We start from the raw sequence: 15,674 nt of genomic DNA, 5'->3' as shown, positions 1-15,674 counted from the left end.
GCTCGCTACGGCAGGATTTCCACCGGGAGCGTTTCAGTTGCTGCAGCATCGGCGCATTCCGGGTCACGAATGGCAATTTCAACCCGGCGGTTCTTTGCGCGGTTTGCCGCACTGTCATTTGGCACCAGCGGGTTGGTTTCCGCACGACCGGCCGCGACCACCCGCTCTGCCGGCAACTGGCGATTCAGCACCAACTCGTGGACGACCGACACCGCACGGGCCGCGGACAGATCCCAGTTGGAGCGGTAGCGGCTGCTGGAAATCGGGCGATCATCGGTGTAGCCGGACACCAGAACATCGCCACTGCACTGGGCCAGTACCCCGACCACCCGCTCGATGATCGGAATCATATCCGGCTTGATGGCGGCCTCGCCGGAGCGGAAGGTCGCCTCTTCCGAGAAACGGATCACCACCCGGTCCTCGTTGTAATTGACGTTGAGTGTTTCCGAGGCCACTTCCGTTTCCAGCTCACTGATCAGACGGCTGGCAAGCTCGATCACCCCTCCGGGAATTTTTGTCGGGGCATCGCCGCTTGATCGCTCATCAATGAACTCCGGCTCATCGACGGCGCTCTCCGAAGGCTCGGGCAGCGACACCGTATCCGACTCGATCATGGTCAGGGGCGAACCGCCAATGTCTTCCGCCAGGACATTGCTGCTGCCGAAAGCCACTGACATGGAATTGGCCATGGCGCGGTATTTCTCGATGTCCATCTCGGCAAAGGACAGCAGCAGAATAAAGAACGTCAGCAGCAGGGTCGCCAGATCGGCAAAGGTGACGATCCAGGCCGGGGTGCGGTTCTGCGGCTTGCGACGGCGCTGCTGGCTGATACCCGTCAAACTGTCAGGCCTCCCGCTCCGGTGCGAGGCCCGTGCGTTGTTCCGGAGTCACGAAGGACGACAGCAGTTCGGTCATCACCCGGGGATTTTCGCCGCGCATGATGTTGCGGATGGAGGTGGTGATCAGTAACTGGTTGCGGGCCTCGTCCTCTGCCTTGAGCTGGAGCTTGTCCGCCAGCGGTAGTGCAATGAGTTGCGCAATAAAGGCACCGTACAGCGTGGTCAACAGGGCGATCGCCATGGCCGGGCCAATGGAGGAGGGATCATCGAGGGTATTGAGCATTTGCACCAGGCCAACCAGGGTACCCAGCATGCCAATGGCCGGTGCCGATTCGCCGATGCCGCGGAACACCCTTTCGGAGACCTCGTAACGCTCCGCTGTCTGGCGGGTTTCCTGGTTCAGGGCTTCTTCCACCAGTTCCGGCGGATGACCGTCGACACAGAGGTTGATGGCTTTTTGCAGGAATCCGTTGGTGGTTTCGTGGTCCTCAAGTCCGAGAATGCCTTCCTTGCGCACCACCATGGCCAACTCTCCCACTTCCCGGATCAGCTCGGTCGGGCGTGCCACCTGTTCCTTGAATGCCGCGGAAAATGCCAGGCGGAAGGCGCTCATCACCGAGGACAGCCGGAACTTGATCAGGGTGACTGCGAACGTGCCGCCGAGCACAATGGCCAACCCCGGCAGATTCAGGAATGTCAGTACAGAGGCATTGGCCAGCATGGCGAGCACCACAATCAGTACACCCGCCACGAGGCCCACAAGGGTAAGGATATCCATCGGGAACCTTTTGTATGTTGTGACCCTGAGCATAGCCCATCGCCGGCCAGCCGACTCAGTCGTTACGCAATTCTTCCATCACCGCTGCCGTGTCCGGGCGCACACCACGCCAGATCCGGAACGACTCGGCCGCCTGTTCCACCAGCATACCGAGTCCATCGAGTACCCGTGTCGCGCCCTGATCGAGAGCCCACTGGTTGAAGGTGGTGGTCGTCAGAGAATACATCATGTCGTAGACCACGGTATCGGTGCCGATCACATTCGGTGAAATTGGCGGCAGGTCACCCTGGAGGCTGGCGCTGGTGCCGTTGATGATGATATCAAACCGGTCCGCTACGTCTTCAAAACCACAGGCCGAGAGTGTGGTTGCGCCGGCATCCGGCCGGAACAGTTTCACCAGCGCTTCGGCCCTGGAGACCGTGCGGTTGGCAATGGTCAGCGCAGCGGGTCGTTCCGCCAGCAGGGGGCCAAGGACGCCGCGAACGGCACCGCCAGCACCAAGCACCAGAATGCTCTTGTCTCGCAGGTCAACGCTGTGATTGTGAACCAGATCGGTCACCAGGCCCCGGCCGTCGGTATTATCGGCAGTCAGCAAACCATCACTATCCAGCAGCAGGGTGTTGGCGGCGCCAGCTTTTTCTGCTTCGGGAGTGCGCTGATCCGCGAGTGTCCAGGCCTGCTCCTTGAATGGCACCGTGACATTCAGCCCCTTGCCGCCCCGGGCAAAGAAGCTCCTGACGGTACCTGCAAAATCATCAAGTGGCGCCTGAATGGCGGTGTATTCCACCGGCTGTCCGGTCTGGCGTGCAAACAGACTGTGAATCCGTGGCGACTTGCTGTGGCTGATGGGGTTACCCACCACCGCGTACAGATCATTTTCCATGGTTCAACTCCAGCCAGTCACGATCGGTGAGGAAATAGTCGGTCAGCCGTGCCTCTTCGGAGCCCGGCTCCGCCGTGCGGTTGTAGTCCCAGCGAACCAGCGGCGGCAGCGACATCAGGATCGATTCGGTGCGTCCGCCGGACTGCAGGCCGAACAGGGTACCGCGATCGTAAACCAGGTTGAACTCCACATAGCGGCCACGGCGGTACAGCTGGAAATCACGCTGCTGTTCTGTATAAGGCAGCGCCACGCGGCGGCGTACAATGGGCTCATACGCTTCGATATAACTGCTACCCACCGACTGCATCAGTTCAAAGTCCCGTCCGAAGTCGCCGGTGTTGTAGTCGTCGAAAAACAGACCACCAATGCCTCGCGGTTCATCCCGGTGTTTCAGGTAGAAATATTCATCACACCACTGTTTGAAACGCGGATAAAGATCTTCACCAAACGGCTCACAGGCGCCGCGAGCCGTCCGGTGCCAGTGAACACAATCTTCTTCAAAACCATAATAGGGCGTCAGGTCGTAGCCACCACCAAACCAGTACACCGGTTCCGCGTCCTGCGGTGTGGCAATGAAAAACCGCACATTGGCGTGAGAGGTGGGCGCCATTGGATTATGGGGGTGAAGCACCAGTGACACCCCCATGGCCTGCCAGGGCGCCCCCGCCAGATGTGGACGATGCGCGGTGGCAGACGGCGGCATGGTATCCCCCATAACATGGGAGAAATTCACCCCCCCTTTTTCGAACACGGCGCCATCACTGATCACTCGGCTGACACCGCCGCCGCCCTCCGGGCGATCCCAGGCATCGGTGATGAAACCGGCCCTGCCATCAACAGCTGTCAGGCGGGCGACGATCGTCTCCTGCAACTCAAGCAGGTACTGTTTGACGGCGTTGCTGTCGGGTTGCTGCGACATCTGATTCTCCTAACGCAATTGACGGCCGCTGACGATATCCAGAATACGGCTGGGCTGGCGACTGCCACCCAGATCACCGGGTACGATCCAGTCCAGCTCATCACCAAAATAACGGCGAACCTGCCAGATGGAGCGGGCTGGCTGCCGTCCGGCCGGATTGCAGGACGTGGACACCAGCGGCATGCCGGCGGCATTACAGAGCGCGCGAACCACGGGATGATCGCTGACCCGCACCGCTATGGAACTATGGCGACCGCGCACCCACTCCGGTATCTGGCGTTCTACATCAGGTAACAGGCAGGTGACCGGACCGGGCCAGTGCTTCTCGGCTTCCCTCTGCAATTCAAGGGGCAGGGGATCCAACAGGAAACGCACCTGCTCAATGGAGGATGCGACCAGAATCACGCCCTTCTCCATGGGCCGTCGCTTGAGATCGAGAATCCTGTCGACCGCCTGCACATCCCAGGGATCGCAACCGAGCCCCCACACAGCTTCTGTGGGATAGGCAATGACACCGCCCTGCAGCAGCGTACGGCGAGCGCAGTGCAGTTGCCAGTCAGTCAAGGGTGTGGATGAGTGTGGCATGGGTTCATTCACTCTGATACGTCGTTGCCGGAACGGCCCGGCTCATGCAATTTTCTGGAATCCACCCGGTACCGAACTGACCAGCCCCTGTAACTCCAGCAACAACAGCGACTGCATCAGCTGGTCGGCGGGCAATCCGGTTTCCGAACAGAGTTGATCGGTTGATTGCGGATCATACCCTAAAGCCTTCAGCACCGCGATTTCCCTGGCATCCAGATCCGTCGCCAAGGCCTGCTGGCTCTCCGCGGATTCAGCCACAAGGGAAGGGGACCACCAGGCGCCAAGCTCTTCCAGCACATCATCCACGGTTTCCACCAGGCGGGCACCCTGTTTGATCAGGTGATGACAGCCCCGGGCCACCGGACTGTGGACGGATCCGGGGATGGCAAACACTTCCCGCCCCTGTTCCAGAGCCAGCCGAGCGGTAATCAGCGACCCGCTTTTCAGGCCCGCTTCCACCACCAGAACGCCTCGACTCATGCCACTGATGATGCGGTTCCGCTGGGGAAAGTGGGCGGCCCGGGCACGGACACCGGGAGGATATTCCGAGATCAGCAAACCCTGATCGATAATTCGTTCGGCGAGCTTGCGGTGCTGGCTGGGATACAACCGATCAAAACCACTGCCAATGACCGCCAGGGTGGGGTGACCTGCATCCAATGCTCCCGCATGGGCGGCGCCATCAATTCCCAACGCGAGGCCACTGGTTACCAGGAATCCCTGGTCGCCGAGCGCCGCGGCAAATTTCCGCGCGTGGTCCAGGCCGGCCCTGGTGGCATTGCGACTGCCCACCATGCCAATCTGGTCTCGCGCCAACAGGTCACGGCGTCCAAGACAGTAAAGCACCAGAGGGGCATCGTGAATGTGACGCAAGGGCTCGGGGTAATCGTCATCGCCCGGTGTTATCAGCCGGATTCCCTGGATCCGGCATTCATTCCATATCCGGAGAACCTGCGCCACCACCGGGTGATTCCGGTCCTGCCGCTGCCACGCCTGGATGGGCTCTATGCTTTCGGTGGTCAGGCCAATGGCTTTCAAGGTGGCCACACTGGCGCCAAGCAAAGCGGTGAGGTCAGTCAATGCGGACAACGCGGCCTGACGACGGCGTACACCGAATTTCGGCAGACAGGACAGCATCAACCATGGACTTGCCGCACAGTGGAAAATATCGGAGGAAGTCTCCGGCAACGTTAGAACCGTAGGTACATCGGGCATGGGCCATCCTTCCCTGGCTGGTTGAAACTGCAGTATCGGGACTGCATTCCGGCGTTTGCCTTCCTGGCACCGCCGGCGATGATTATGTCATAAAAAACGGGAGCCAATAATGGGCTCCCGTTGCGGGGTCTGCGTTCAGGCGAGGACCGTTCCTCAGGGATTGGTGACCTTATCCCCAACCGACAAGGGGCGGGTAGCCTGAAGAATCAGACCATAGCTCATTTTTTCGTAGGTCTGGAATACCATCAACAGACCAGCCCGCTCGGACGGCAGCTTGATGGTCTCATTGGTGACCGGGTCACGTACCAGGTTGCCACTTTTCAGCACTGCCATCACATTGCCCGGTTTCAGGCCTTCGCGTTCGCCGCGGTTAATTGCGACCACATTGAACTGGCCGATCTGGTTGACACCGCCTTCGACGGAAATCATCTCGCCTTCAACTTCTTCATCCGGAGAACTCGGCACGAACTGAGTCGTCAGGCGTCGGTCCTCGCTGACCAGCAGCCGATCCCCGATACGTACCTCTTCGCTGGACTTGGTGAGTTTCAGTGTCAGTACATCATCATTCTCAGCGCTGACCTCACCCTTGGCGATGCTGCGTGCCTCCAGGCCCAGGAATTCACCGGTGTCGGGATCCCGGAACTCCTGGCTGCGACGGAAAACGCCCACCTTGTCTGCCGGCTTTTCACCACGAGCGTAGATACGGTCACCGGCACCGGTGATGATACGGCCGTCTTCACCTTCCAGCACGTAGGGGGCGCCGTTGATTTCCTCGGCAGAGACGATACGGGTCTCCGACAGGAAGCTGCTGATCGCATCCAGCGGGATCGCCGGGATCGGCGTATCAATCGGCTCAGAGCGCACCCGCGGTGATAATTTCACCACCCCATTGCTTGCTACCTTGGTCAGGCGTGGTTGGCCATCGATATAAACCAGCGCAAGACGGTCGCCCGGGTAGATCAGATGAGGATTCTGCACCTGGGGATTGACGTGCCAGATCTCCGGCCATTGCCAGGGATCCTTCAGAAAACGGGCAGAAATGTCCCACAGGGTGTCACCCTTCACGACAGTGTAACGCTCGGGATGATCGGCCCTGAGCTCCGGTTGTGCATGGGCCCAGGAGGTTAGCAGCAGCATACTTGCTGCCAGAGCGTACAGCAGTTTCCTCATTGTGTAAGTCCTTGATCGCGTGCCTTGAATCGATGGCTTCTGTTCTTGATATGCAGCCTGTCGGATGCAGCATATTACGTTGCCGATTCCGATACTATAGAAGAAGTCTCGCAAATTGTGATGTTATCTTTTGTTCTTCCAGTAAATTCTACTCCACCGTCAAGAGATTTTAACTATTAACTGATCAGTTTGTACTCAATCGTCAAGATGGGGGATAATGTAAGCCTCCGGTCATAATAGCCCCGGTAGAGAAATATGCGCAGTACACTGTCGCATTTCGGAGATGGCAGTCACACTGTTACAAATCATAACGGTGTGATGCAGGTTCACAGGTCATTCACAGGTCAAAAGTACGAGCAATATGATATTAGAAATTCTCGAATACCCGGATCCCCGTCTGCGCACCGTTGCCAAGCCGGTGGATGAGGTGACTGACGCCGACCGAAAGCTCATCGACGACATGTTCGAGACCATGTACGATGCGCCCGGCATTGGCCTCGCAGCGACCCAGGTGAACGTTCACAAACAGATCATCGTGATGGATCTGTCCGAGGACAAGAGCGAGCCACGGGTGTTCATCAACCCGGAAGTGGAAGTGCTGGACGGTGAACTGGAGGACATGCAGGAAGGCTGCCTGTCAGTGCCTGGTTTCTATGAGGACGTTTCACGGATCGAGCACTGCATGATCCGTGCCCTTGATCGTGACGGCAAGCCCTTTGAACTTGAAGCCCGCGGCCTGCTGGCCGTGTGTATCCAGCACGAAATGGATCACCTCAATGGTAAGCTGTTCGTGGATTACCTGAGCGCCCTGAAGCGCAATCGAATCCGCAAGAAACTGGAAAAGCTTCACAAGAAGAGTGCCTGAGCGCCCGTAAATTTTCCCGGTCCTGTTTCTCAGCACTCGGACCTCAGTGACAACAGCCAGAATTAACGGACCGGGTAGATACCCGGTCTTTTCGTATTCAACGGAACAGAGACAATATCACCGTGCGAATCGTGTTTGCCGGCACCCCGGATTTTGCAGCCACCGCTCTCAAAGCTCTTCTGGCCAGCCATCATAACGTGGTGGGCGTCTATTCCCAGCCCGATCGTCCTGCCGGTCGAGGCCGCAAACTGACCCCAAGCCCGGTGAAACAGGTCGCGCTGGACGCCACCATCCCTGTCTTTCAGCCTGAAAGCCTGAAAACGACGGAAGCCCAGAACGAACTCCGCAGCCTTGAGGCGGATGTGATGATTGTGGCCGCCTATGGCCTGATCCTGCCCAAGGCGGTGCTGGAGATCCCCACCCACGGCTGCCTCAACATCCATGCCTCGCTGTTACCACGCTGGCGTGGTGCCGCGCCTATTCACCGCGCCATTGCCGCCGGGGACAAGGAAACCGGTATCACCATCATGCAGATGGATGAGGGCCTGGACACCGGTGCCATGGTGCTGAAAGCGGTGACCGCTATTGAAGCCGACGATACCGGCGGCAGTCTCCACGATCGTCTCGCGGACATGGGCGGAGAGGCCATCGTCAAGGCACTGGCACTGCTGAAAAAAGGCGAACTGCAGGGAGAGGCGCAAAACGACGACCAGGCCTGCTACGCCCATAAGTTGTCCAAGGATGAAGGCCACATTGACTGGTCCGCCGAAGCCGCGACCATCGAGCGGCTGATTCGCGCCTTCAATCCCTGGCCCGGCACCTACACCGATCTCAATGACCAGCGTATTCGCCTCCATCGCGCCCAAACCCTGAACGAATCGTCCGACAAGACTCCGGGCACCGTATTGCAACGGGAACGGGACGGCATCGACGTAGCCTGCGGTAGCGGTGTGCTCCGAATCACCAGCCTGCAACTGCCCGGCGCCCGCGCCCAGACCGCCAACGACCTGATCAATGGCGGTAAGGAACTGTTACTGCCCGGCCAGGAGCTGCACTGAATGAACGACCGCAGTCAGCCCATGCGAGCCCTGGCCGCCCGTGTGCTGCAATCGGTGGAGAATGGTCAGTCACTGACCCAGTGCCTGCCGCCAGCCCTGAATCAGCTGGCACCGAACGAGCGTCCGGAACTGCAGGCGATCTGTTACGGCACCTGCCGCTGGTTTCACCGCCTTGAGGATGAACTGGATCAACGCCTGAAAAAGCCCCTGCGCAAACAGGACCGGGTAGTGCACCACCTGATGCTGGTGGCGCTGTTTCAACTGCGCTACAGCCAGCAGGCCACCTACGCCGTGCTGAATGAGACAGTGGAAGCCTGTCGCGCCCTTGGCAAGCCCAACCTGACCGGCCTGGTCAATGGGGTGTTACGCGGCGCCGAAAGGGACGGCGCCCCCGAGCCCACGAGCGATGCCGCCCGCTTCAGTCATCCGGTCTGGATGGTGGAAAAACTGCGTCATAACTGGCCCGATGACTGGACGGCCATTCTCGCTGCCAATAACGCCCAGGCCCCCATGACCCTGAGGGTCAACGCCCTGAGGTTTTCCCGTGAAGACTACCTTCGCCAGCTCGCCGAAGCCGGCATACAGGCTCAGGCCACCGCGTTTGCGCCTCACGGCATCCAGCTGGACACGCCGGTGCCGGTTGATCGCCTGCCGTGGTTTGCCGACGGTGCCGTCAGTGTTCAGGACGAAGCCGCCCAGTTGTGCACCACACTGCTGGATCTCGCGCCCGGTCAGCGGGTACTGGACGCCTGCGCAGCGCCGGGCGGCAAGACCTGCGCCATACTCGAAGCGTGCGGCGAACTTGAGGAAGTCGTCGCCATCGACGAATCCGCCGAGCGCCTACCGCGGGTACAGGAAAACCTGGACCGCCTCGATCTGCGGGCCAACCTGCAGGAAGCAGACGCGGCTGATATCGATCAGTGGTGGAATGGCCAGCCGTTTGACCGCATCCTGCTGGATGTTCCCTGCAGTGCCAGCGGTGTCATCCGCCGTCATCCGGACATCAAACTGCTGCGACGGGAGTCGGATATCGTGCCCCTCGCGTCGATCCAGCTCGGTTTGCTGGACGCCATGTGGCAGATTCTCAAACCCGAGGGCCGGTTGGTTTATGCCACCTGTTCCGTGTTCCCCCAGGAAAATCACCGTATAATCCAGCGATTCCTCAAACAACGTTCCGATGTAACGCTGGTGGACCCGGACGTCACCTGGGGACGCGATATGACGGCAGGCAGACAACTGTTACCGAATCCCGACAGCCACGACGGCTTCTTCTACGCCGTGCTGGAGAAACCTGAGCTATGAAAATCCTGATTCTCGGTGCTGGCCAGGTCGGCGGCACACTGGCGGAAAACCTGGCTAACGAAGCCAATGACATAACCGTGATCGACAGTGACAGCACCCGCCTGCGGGAGCTTCAGGATCGCCTCGACATTCGCACGGTGCAGGGCAAGGCATCCTTTCCCACGGTACTGAGGCAGGCCGGCGCGGAAGATGGCGACATGATCATCGCCGTCACCAACAGCGACGAGACCAACATGGTGGCCTGCCAGGTCGCCAAGCTGCTCTACAAAACGCCAACGACCATCTGCCGGGTCCGGGCCAATGCCTACCTGGCGAAAACCGAGCTGTTTTACCAACGGGAGCAGAAAAAGGATCTGGACAGCCTGCGTGGCTTTCCCATCGACGTCCTGATCAGTCCGGAACATCTGGTCACCAAACACATTACCCGATTGATCGAATACCCGGGCGCCCTGCAGGTACTGGAATTCTCCAAAGGCCTCACCCGACTGGTTGCCATTCGCGCGACAGAAGGGGGCCCACTGGTGGGTCACGAGTTATCTTACCTGCGCACCCACATGCCCAAGATCGACACTCGCGTAGCGGCCATCTTCCGTAAAAACCGGGCCATCATGCCCCAGGGTGACACCGTCATTGAAGACGGCGACGAGGTGTTCTTCATTGCCGCCTCCGACCACATCCGCTCGGTGATGAGTGAACTCCAGCCGCTGGAGAAACCCTATAAGCGCATCTTCATCTGCGGCGGCGGCAATATCGGCCAGCGCCTCGCGCATACCCTGGAAAACCGCTATCAGGTCAAACTGCTCGATCGAAACCGAGAACGCTGCGTGATGCTGTCGGAAAACCTGCGCAAAACGGTGGTGCTGGAGGGTAACGCTGCCAACAAGGATATCCTGCTGGAAGAGAACATCGAGAATACCGACGTGTTCTGCGCTGTCACCAATGACGACGAAGCCAACATCATGGCATCGCTGCTGGCCAAACGCCTCGGCGCCCGCAAGGTACTGACCCTGATCAACAACCCCGACTACGTCGATCTGATCCAGGGCGGTGACATTGACGTAGCCATCTCACCCCAGCAGACCACCATCGGCAGCCTGCTGACCCATGTGCGTCGCGGCGATGTGGTGAACGTTCACTCACTGCGTCGGGGTGCCGCCGAGGCCATTGAGGCCATTGCCCACGGTGATCATCGCTCCTCCAAGGTGGTGGGCAAGCGCCTGGACGAGATCGCACTGCCCGAAGGCACCACCATCGGCGCCATCGTGCGCCATAACGAAGTACTGATCGCCCACGATCACCTGAGGGTGCAGCCGGACGATCATGTCATCCTGTTCCTGGTGGACAAAACCCGGATCCGGGACGTGGAAAAGCTGTTCCAGGTGGGTCTCACGTTCTTCTAGCAGAAACACCGCAAAAACAAGGTTGTGAACGCCACTTAGAAATACACGTTTGGCCAGCGTATAATGCGCCTTTTTTCAGAGTACCCCGACCATGTAACGGGGCACCACACACAGACCGATCAGCAGGCAATCGTCGTGACAGACAAGGCAACTTCTCACAATACCCCGGACGTCAAAACCTTCCAGGGCCTGATTCTCGCCCTGCAGAACTTCTGGGCGCAGCATGGCTGCGTGGTACTCCAGCCACTGGATATGGAAGTGGGTGCGGGTACTTTTCACCCGGCGACCTTTCTGCGCTCCATTGGTCCGGAAACCTGGAACGCCGCCTACGTTCAGCCCAGCCGCCGTCCCACCGACGGGCGCTATGGCGAGAACCCGAACCGCCTGCAGCATTACTACCAGTTCCAGGTGGTCCTGAAGCCTTCCCCCGATAACATCCAGGAGCTGTACCTGGATTCCCTGAAGGCGCTGGGTCTGGACCCATTGGTTCACGACATCCGCTTTGTGGAAGACAACTGGGAATCACCCACACTGGGCGCCTGGGGCCTGGGATGGGAAATCTGGCTCAACGGCATGGAAGTGACCCAGTTCACCTACTTCCAGCAGGTGGGCGGTCTTGAATGCTTCCCGGTCACCGGTGAGCTGACCTACGGTCTGGAACGCATCGCCATGTACCTTCAGGGTGTGGACAGCGTGTACGACCTGGTGTGGACCGAAGGTCCGGACGGTGTGGTCACCTACGGCGATGTTTTCCACCAGCAGGAAGTGGAAATGTCCACCTACAACTTCGAGCATGCAGACACCGACTTCCTGTTTCACAGTTTCGACGTCCATGAGCGTGAGAGCGCACGTCTGATCGAAGCCGGTCTGGCGCTGCCTGCTTATGAGCAGGTGCTGAAAGCCTCACACACCTTCAACCTGCTCGATGCCCGTCACGCCATTTCCGTAACCGAGCGTCAACGTTTCATCCTGCGTGTTCGCACCCTCGCCCGTGCCGTGGCCCAGGCCTATTTCGATAGCCGTCGCAAGCTCGGCTTCCCGCTGGCGCCCGAGGCGCTGCGCAAGGAAGTGCTGGCAGCGGCCGAAGCTGCCGATGAAAAGGCCAATAGCAAAGGCAAAAAGGGTAAGAAAGCGAAGAAAGCTCAGCAGGAACAGGGGAACGCATAATCATGGCAACACAGGATTTTCTGGTCGAACTGGGCACCGAAGAACTGCCCCCCAAGGCCCTCAAACCGCTTTCTGATGCCTTCACCGCCGGCATTGCCAAAGGCCTGGAAGACGCCGGCATTGCCTTTGGCAAGCTCGAAAGCTTTGCCGCACCGCGCCGTCTGGCCGTGCGCGTCCGTGACCTGGCCGATGCCCAGCCGGACAAGTCCGTGGAGAAGCGCGGCCCGGCGGTGAAAGCCGCGTTTGACGACGCCGGCAACCCGACCCGGGCACTGACCGGATTCGCCACTTCGCTGGGTGTAACTCCGGACCAGCTGGATACCCTGGAAACCGACAAGGGCGCCTGGGTGGTATACCGTTCGGTGGAGAAGGGCCGTCCCACGGTTGAACTGATGCCGGAACTGGTGGAGCAATCCCTGGCCGGCCTGCCGATTCCCAAGCGCATGCGCTGGGGTGCCTACCGCACCGAATTCGTCCGCCCGGTGCACTGGGCGATCATGCTCTTTGGCAACAAGGTGGTCGATGCACCGATCATGGGACTGACCCCGGGCAACAAGACCCGAGGCCACCGTTTCCACTGCCCGAAATCCCTGATTGTACCGACGCCGGGCGACTATGAGGTGGTGCTGAAACAGGAAGGCTATGTGATTGCCGATTTCGCCGAGCGCCGTGAGCAGATCCGGGCCGGTGTAACCACTCTGGCCGAGAAGGAAGCCGGCGGCAAAGCGGTGATTGATGAAGAGCTGCTGGACGAGGTAACCGCCCTGAATGAATGGCCGGTACCGCTGATGGGCCGGTTCGAGGAACGCTTCCTGGAGGTTCCTGCGGAAGCCCTGGTGTCCTCCATGAAGGAACACCAGAAGTATTTCCACGTGGTTGCCGCAGATGGCGAAATCATGCCCCTGTTCATCACCGTGGCCAACCTGGACAGCAAGGATCCAAGCCAGGTCATCTCCGGTAACGAGAAGGTCATCCGCCCCCGCTTGGCGGATGCCGCCTTCTTCTACGAGACCGACCGCAAGAGCCGGCTGGAAGACCGCATCGAACAGCTCAAACCGATCGTGTTCCAGGAAAAGCTTGGCAGTATCTACGATAAGTCCGTGCGGGTTGCCGCGCTGGCGAGAAAGATTGCCGACGCCATTGGCAGTGATCCGGCCCTGGCCGAGCGTGCCGCCATGCTCGCCAAGACTGACCTGGTCACCGAGATGGTGCTCGAGTTCACCGATCTCCAGGGCATCATGGGCCAGTACTACGCCACCAACGACGGCGAGCCGGAAGACGTCGCCAAGGCACTGAACGAGCAGTACATGCCGCGCTTCGCCGGTGACGATCTGCCCACCACATTGACTGGCTGCGCCGTCGCCATCGCCGACCGCCTGGACTCTCTGGTCGGCCTGTTCGGCATCAATCAGCCGCCGTCCGGTACCCGCGACCCGTTCGCCTTGCGCCGTGCCTCCCTGGGTGTACTACGCATCATCATCGAACGGGAACTGCCGCTGGACTTGCAAACCTGCTGCCAGTGGGCAGAGGAAAACTTCACGGTACTCACTAAGAAGGACACCGCCGACACCGTCGTGGACTACATGCTGGAGCGTTTCCGGGCCCATTATGAAGAACAGGGCATTGGTGCGGAAGTCTACCTGTCGGTACACGCCCGCCGCCCCACCAAGCCGCTGGACTTTGACCGTCGGGTGAAAGCCGTGGAAGCCTTCCGCCAGCTGCCGGAAGCCCTGGCCCTGGCCGGCGCCAACAAGCGGGTGTCCAACATTCTCACCAAGCAGGGCGGCGACGCCATCGGTGAAAACGTGGACAAGAGTCTGTTGCAGGATCAGGCCGAGCAGGCCCTGGCCGAACAGATCAGCCAACAGGCAGACACCGTCCTGCCGCTGTTCGAGAAGGGCGACTATGCCGCTGCGCTGACCTCACTGGCCAGCCTGCGCGAGCCGGTGGACACCTTCTTTGATGAAGTCATGGTCATGGCAGAAGATGAAGCCATTCGTGACAACCGTCTGGCCATGCTTAACCAGCTCCGCAACCTGTTCCTGCGGGTGGCGGATATCTCGCTACTGCCCACGGCAAGCTGATACAGAGGCAATCGAAAAGGCACAATGCTGATCATTCTGGACCGGGATGGGGTCATCAACGAATACGATGGCAACTACATCTGCTCAGCGGATGAGTGGATCCCTATTCCCGGCAGCATTGAGGCGATTGCCCGGCTCAGCAATGCCGGGCATTGTATCGCCATCGCCACCAACCAGTCCGGCATCGCCCGTGGTTACTATGACATCGACGAACTGGACGCCATGCACCACAAGCTGGAACAGCTGGTTGAAGCCCAGGGTGGCTGCATCGAGTTCATTGCCTATTGTCCGCATCATCCCGATGAGCACTGCAACTGCCGCAAACCACGGACCGGTTTACTGGACCAGATCCGCGATCATTTCCATCTGGACAGCCTGCAGGGCGCCATGATGGTTGGTGACAGCCGAAAGGATCTGGAAGCCGGTTACACCACTGGCTGTCGTCCTGTTCTGGTCAGAACCGGTAATGGCCTGGATACAGAAAGGCACCTGGACGCACGTCCGATTCCAGATGCAGAAGTCGCTATTTACGATAATCTCAGCAAATTTACGGATGCGCTTTTATCCGCCGAGGGGTGGTAAAACCAGAGCGAATCCGTATAATACCGGCCGTTGATCGGCGTGTGGCGCAGCTTGGTAGCGCACTTCGTTCGGGACGAAGGGGTCGCAGGTTCGAATCCTGCCACGCCGACCACTTTCCCGCTTTTCCTTCTTACTCCTTCTGCTCTCAAGACAGTGCCCATTCAGGCGCCGCGTATTCTGTAGCGAATACAGCATCAACTAATCGGATTCATCACTGAACTGGTGCTGCTGTTCATCAAAATATCGCTGTTTAATCCGTCTGACCGAGGTGACAGAGCAATTCGATAGACTAAGATAGAACCAATTGCCTGATTCTGTAACACAAACCACACCGGAGAATAACAATGATTGGATACGTCACCCTTGGCGTCAGTGATATGGAGAAAGCCAAGCAATTCTACTCGGATCTTCTGGCAGATCTGGGCGCAAAGGTACTGCTGGACATGGAGCGCATCGCCTTCATCGGTAAAAACATGGGCTCCCCCATGCTGGCGGTTTGTAAGCCGTATAACGGTGAGCCCAACCACCCGGGCAATGGCAACATGGTGGCCATTCAACCGGGCTCGAAAGAAGCGGTGGATGCCCACTACCACAAGGCCATTGAGCTGGGCGCCACCTGCGACGGTGAGCCGGGGCAGCGCATTCCGAACCAGTTCTACGGTGCCTACGTGAAAGACCCGGATGGCAACAAGCTGGCCTTCTTTCACTTTGGTTAATGCAATGGCCCTCTGGTGAGGGCCATTGCTTCAACAACTCCCGGGGCGACCGGACAACCTGCGTCTGACACAACGGCGGAATCCATTACGCTATAATATTGAAGCCAGAGT

15 protein-coding genes and 1 tRNA gene are annotated in these 15,674 nt (G+C 59.2%); 9 read left to right on the top strand and 7 right to left on the bottom strand.

All coding sequences use genetic code 11. The features are described 5' to 3' along the window. Positions 1 to 5 precede the first annotated feature (5 nt). From MARLIPOL_RS10890 to MARLIPOL_RS10860, 7 genes are all read right to left on the bottom strand, one after another. On the bottom strand, positions 6 to 839 hold the full coding sequence (locus MARLIPOL_RS10890; protein ID WP_012138157.1) for a flagellar motor protein MotB: 834 nt from the start codon (positions 837 to 839) through the stop codon (positions 6 to 8). 4 nt (positions 840 to 843) lie between these two features. Further along, positions 844 to 1,617, bottom strand: coding sequence for a motility protein A (locus tag MARLIPOL_RS10885; RefSeq protein WP_012138156.1), 774 nt, complete (start codon positions 1,615 to 1,617; stop codon positions 844 to 846). A gap of 55 nt (positions 1,618 to 1,672) precedes the next feature. Then, complete coding sequence (aroE, locus tag MARLIPOL_RS10880; protein ID WP_012138155.1) at positions 1,673 to 2,500, bottom strand: shikimate dehydrogenase; 828 nt, start codon at positions 2,498 to 2,500, stop codon at positions 1,673 to 1,675. After that, the gene (gene hemF, locus MARLIPOL_RS10875) at positions 2,490 to 3,419 is read right to left on the bottom strand and encodes an oxygen-dependent coproporphyrinogen oxidase (RefSeq protein ID WP_012138154.1); all 930 of its coding nucleotides are present in this window, start codon (positions 3,417 to 3,419) and stop codon (positions 2,490 to 2,492) included. The genes aroE and hemF overlap by 11 nt, the downstream gene beginning before the upstream one ends. A 9-nt stretch (positions 3,420 to 3,428) precedes the next feature. Further along, a complete protein-coding gene (locus MARLIPOL_RS10870; RefSeq protein ID WP_012138152.1) occupies positions 3,429 to 4,004 on the bottom strand; it encodes an L-threonylcarbamoyladenylate synthase in 576 nt (191 codons plus the stop codon). Positions 4,005 to 4,046: 42 nt separating this feature from the next. Continuing rightward, positions 4,047 to 5,219, bottom strand: a complete 1,173-nt coding sequence (dprA, locus tag MARLIPOL_RS10865) for a DNA-processing protein DprA (RefSeq protein ID WP_012138150.1) — start codon at positions 5,217 to 5,219, stop codon at positions 4,047 to 4,049. Between the two features lie 153 nt (positions 5,220 to 5,372). Continuing rightward, positions 5,373 to 6,389, bottom strand: coding sequence for a LysM peptidoglycan-binding domain-containing protein (locus MARLIPOL_RS10860; protein WP_012138148.1), 1,017 nt, complete (start codon positions 6,387 to 6,389; stop codon positions 5,373 to 5,375). 361 nt (positions 6,390 to 6,750) lie between these two features. On the opposite strand from MARLIPOL_RS10860, the gene def reads away from it, so the two are divergent. The 9 genes from def to MARLIPOL_RS10815 all read left to right on the top strand — a co-directional run bounded on the left by def (position 6,751) and on the right by MARLIPOL_RS10815 (position 15,563). Beyond that, entirely contained in the window at positions 6,751 to 7,254 is a 504-nt protein-coding gene (gene def / locus MARLIPOL_RS10855) for a peptide deformylase (RefSeq protein WP_012138147.1), read from the top strand. A gap of 122 nt (positions 7,255 to 7,376) precedes the next feature. Then, positions 7,377 to 8,312 (top strand): methionyl-tRNA formyltransferase, encoded by a 936-nt coding sequence (fmt, locus tag MARLIPOL_RS10850; protein WP_012138146.1) that lies wholly within the window; start codon positions 7,377 to 7,379, stop codon positions 8,310 to 8,312. Further along, on the top strand, positions 8,313 to 9,614 hold the full coding sequence (gene rsmB, locus MARLIPOL_RS10845) for a 16S rRNA (cytosine(967)-C(5))-methyltransferase RsmB (protein WP_012138145.1): 1,302 nt from the start codon (positions 8,313 to 8,315) through the stop codon (positions 9,612 to 9,614). Further along, positions 9,611 to 11,014, top strand: coding sequence for a Trk system potassium transporter TrkA (trkA, locus tag MARLIPOL_RS10840; RefSeq protein ID WP_012138143.1), 1,404 nt, complete (start codon positions 9,611 to 9,613; stop codon positions 11,012 to 11,014). The genes rsmB and trkA overlap by 4 nt, the downstream gene beginning before the upstream one ends. 135 nt (positions 11,015 to 11,149) lie before the next feature. Further along, entirely contained in the window at positions 11,150 to 12,181 is a 1,032-nt protein-coding gene (gene glyQ, locus MARLIPOL_RS10835; protein ID WP_036191280.1) for a glycine--tRNA ligase subunit alpha, read from the top strand. A gap of 2 nt (positions 12,182 to 12,183) precedes the next feature. Further along, on the top strand, positions 12,184 to 14,265 hold the full coding sequence (gene glyS, locus MARLIPOL_RS10830) for a glycine--tRNA ligase subunit beta (protein WP_012138141.1): 2,082 nt from the start codon (positions 12,184 to 12,186) through the stop codon (positions 14,263 to 14,265). 24 nt (positions 14,266 to 14,289) lie between these two features. After that, positions 14,290 to 14,847, top strand: coding sequence for a D-glycero-beta-D-manno-heptose 1,7-bisphosphate 7-phosphatase (gene gmhB / locus MARLIPOL_RS10825; protein ID WP_012138140.1), 558 nt, complete (start codon positions 14,290 to 14,292; stop codon positions 14,845 to 14,847). A gap of 35 nt (positions 14,848 to 14,882) precedes the next feature. After that, a tRNA-Pro gene (locus MARLIPOL_RS10820) sits at positions 14,883 to 14,959 on the top strand. A 232-nt stretch (positions 14,960 to 15,191) separates the two neighbouring features. Beyond that, positions 15,192 to 15,563: a VOC family protein gene (locus MARLIPOL_RS10815; RefSeq protein ID WP_012138139.1), complete on the top strand. Its 372-nt coding sequence runs from the start codon at positions 15,192 to 15,194 to the stop codon at positions 15,561 to 15,563. Positions 15,564 to 15,674 lie beyond the last annotated feature (111 nt).

Source organism: Marinobacter lipolyticus SM19, assembly GCF_000397065.2.
In the GTDB taxonomy this organism is placed as follows: domain Bacteria; phylum Pseudomonadota; class Gammaproteobacteria; order Pseudomonadales; family Oleiphilaceae; genus Marinobacter; species Marinobacter lipolyticus.
The sequence above is the reverse complement of the archived record's forward strand: the minus strand, read 5'-3'. Positions and strand labels throughout refer to the sequence as shown.

What these genes read in the sequence shown, in the direction of transcription:
- MARLIPOL_RS10885 (WP_012138156.1), bottom strand. Translation starts at nt 1,617, where the DNA reads ATGGATATCCTTACCCTTGTGGGCCTCGTGGCGGGTGTACTGATTGTG.
- aroE (WP_012138155.1), bottom strand. Translation starts at nt 2,500, where the DNA reads ATGGAAAATGATCTGTACGCGGTGGTGGGTAACCCCATCAGCCACAGC.
- hemF (WP_012138154.1), bottom strand. Translation starts at nt 3,419, where the DNA reads ATGTCGCAGCAACCCGACAGCAACGCCGTCAAACAGTACCTGCTTGAG.
- MARLIPOL_RS10870 (WP_012138152.1), bottom strand. Translation starts at nt 4,004, where the DNA reads ATGCCACACTCATCCACACCCTTGACTGACTGGCAACTGCACTGCGCT.
- dprA (WP_012138150.1), bottom strand. Translation starts at nt 5,219, where the DNA reads ATGCCCGATGTACCTACGGTTCTAACGTTGCCGGAGACTTCCTCCGAT.
- MARLIPOL_RS10860 (WP_012138148.1), bottom strand. Translation starts at nt 6,389, where the DNA reads ATGAGGAAACTGCTGTACGCTCTGGCAGCAAGTATGCTGCTGCTAACC.
- def (WP_012138147.1), top strand. Translation starts at nt 6,751, where the DNA reads ATGATATTAGAAATTCTCGAATACCCGGATCCCCGTCTGCGCACCGTT.
- rsmB (WP_012138145.1), top strand. Translation starts at nt 8,313, where the DNA reads ATGAACGACCGCAGTCAGCCCATGCGAGCCCTGGCCGCCCGTGTGCTG.
- trkA (WP_012138143.1), top strand. Translation starts at nt 9,611, where the DNA reads ATGAAAATCCTGATTCTCGGTGCTGGCCAGGTCGGCGGCACACTGGCG.
- glyS (WP_012138141.1), top strand. Translation starts at nt 12,184, where the DNA reads ATGGCAACACAGGATTTTCTGGTCGAACTGGGCACCGAAGAACTGCCC.
- gmhB (WP_012138140.1), top strand. Translation starts at nt 14,290, where the DNA reads ATGCTGATCATTCTGGACCGGGATGGGGTCATCAACGAATACGATGGC.
- MARLIPOL_RS10815 (WP_012138139.1), top strand. Translation starts at nt 15,192, where the DNA reads ATGATTGGATACGTCACCCTTGGCGTCAGTGATATGGAGAAAGCCAAG.